Raw genomic sequence first — 2,033 nt, forward strand, 5'->3', positions numbered from 1 at the left:
CCGAACTGGTGCCGGACGATGCCGAGTGGCGCGCTGAGCCGCTGCGCAAACCACTGATCGACGGTCCGCAAAACGCCACCGTGGTCGGCCCAAAAAATGAGGAAATATTTACCGACGAATACGGCCGAGTGAAGGTTCAATTCCCCTGGGATCGCGAGGGCAAGCAGGACGAATACAGTTCCTGCTGGATCCGTGTTTCGCAGAACATTTCGGGCGCCACCTGGGGCCATATGGCCATCCCGCGTATCGGCCAGGAGGTTATCGTCGACCATTTCGACGGCGACCCGGACCAACCGATCATCACCGGCCGCACCTACAACCGCCTGCAACTGCCGCCCTACGAACTGCCCCGGCACAAGACCCGGATGACCCTCAAAAGCAAAACCCACAAGGGCGAAGGTTTCAACGAACTGCGCTTCGAGGATGAAAAGGACCAGGAAGAAATCTACGTCCACGGGCAGAAAGACCAGAACATCCATATCAAGCACGACGAAACCACCTTCGTTGGCCATGATCGCAGCGAACAAGTCGAGCAAGACGAAACCATCAGCATCGGCCACGACCGCAAAGAGACGGTCGGCAACGACGAACAAGTGAACATCGGCCAAGACCGCCGCCACGAAATCGGCCAGGACGACACCCTGAGCATCAGCCGCAATCACAGCATCCGCACCGGCAAAGACCGTACCGAAGAAGTCGGCAATCACCGCCGCGACAAGACCACCGCCAACCACTGGGTCAGCATCGGCGGGCATCAGGAACTCACCATCGAAGGCCGATCCGAACTGCAAGCAGGCCAGGCGATTCGGCACCGAACCAAGGACTACGAGTTACAGGCCGCAGATGAACTGCTGATCAGGGGGCCGGGGGGCAGCATCCGTATCGACGGCTCCGGCATCACGTTCAATGGCATCAACATCGTGGTCAAGGGGCCGCTAAATCTACAGGGCGGCGCTGGCAGCAACAGCCTGTCCCTGATCAATCAGGTGCTCGATGGGCTCGAAGCCGATTGCGTGGAGCGCAATCGATGACCGCGCGCCCTGTCATACACTTCGCCGAGCAGTATCGAGCGCCCGGTGACTACCTCTATGTGCTGGTCGATGGTTTGGCCGAGTGCGATCAGGAGCACCCGCTCAGCATTCCGTCACTGACTCAGGCGCTGGGTGAGTCGGCTATTGTCCGGGTCCTGCGGCCGGACCTGGCACACTCTCCCGAAGCCTGCCCTGCACTGGTCCAGTTGGCGGCACCGGGTGAAACCCCAGCAGCGCGCTACCTGGAACTGGGCGCCCATTACGCCCTGGACGATCTGACGCGCAACAAGCGCTATGTCTGCGGTTGGTTACTCAGCCCACAACCGCTGGCGGCGGTCGCCGATCACCTTGTCGCCCAATGCCACGCCACTGCGCCCGGTCGAGGCCGGACGCTGTCGCCGTGGTATGAGCCCATCCGGCTGGAACTCCTGATCGCAGCGTTGCGCAGCCAAATAGCTGAAGTGCTCGGCCCCATCAGTGCCTGGCTCTGCCCCACAAGTTGGGGCAGCTTTACCGTGTTGCGCGGCAGTACCGTTCCTCAGCAAGGGGAGCTGCCCCCGTTAGTTCGTGACACCCAGCACCTCGCCCCTTTGATCAGCGACTTTCTGGGCGTGTGGCGCCATGCCCTGAAGCGGCCACCGCGCTACGCCCCCTGGCGCTGGAAAGGCACCAGCCTGCTGCCACCACAAGCGGGCACCCACGCCTTCCGGTTGGTCCGCGACGCCAGGGACCGAAAACTCAGCGACAGCCACGACATCATCAGCCTCTGCCTGCACCGGGTATTCATCCATCCCCACCTGCCGCAGCACCCCGACATTCAGCGCGACATCGCCCAAGCCGCCGCCGGCAACCTATCCCTGCAGGCACGTTTCGACGCCTATGACGACGCGGCCTGGACCCACATCGCGACCTCCCTGCCCCGCGCGGAGAACTACTCATGAGCACCAGCACCGCCCTCGGCATTGCCATCAATGAAGCCGCGCCCAATCCCACCGGGGCCTG

2 protein-coding genes are annotated in these 2,033 nt (G+C 62.4%); both read left to right on the forward strand.

Going from position 1 to position 2,033, the window contains the following annotated elements; translation table 11 throughout:
* Positions 1-1,031, forward strand: a 1,031-nt coding sequence (locus MF4836_RS34600; RefSeq protein WP_153050309.1) for a type VI secretion system Vgr family protein, incomplete at its 5' end; no start/stop codon positions are given.
* Positions 1,028-1,972 carry a DUF4123 domain-containing protein gene (locus tag MF4836_RS34605; RefSeq protein ID WP_078474162.1) on the forward strand — a complete coding sequence of 315 codons (945 nt, stop codon included), beginning with the start codon at positions 1,028-1,030 and terminating at the stop codon, positions 1,970-1,972. The genes MF4836_RS34600 and MF4836_RS34605, both read left to right, overlap by 4 nt.
* The last annotated feature ends 61 nt before the right edge of the window (positions 1,973-2,033 follow it).

It is taken from the genome of Pseudomonas sp. MF4836 (genome assembly GCF_002018875.1).
Classification (GTDB): domain Bacteria; phylum Pseudomonadota; class Gammaproteobacteria; order Pseudomonadales; family Pseudomonadaceae; genus Aquipseudomonas.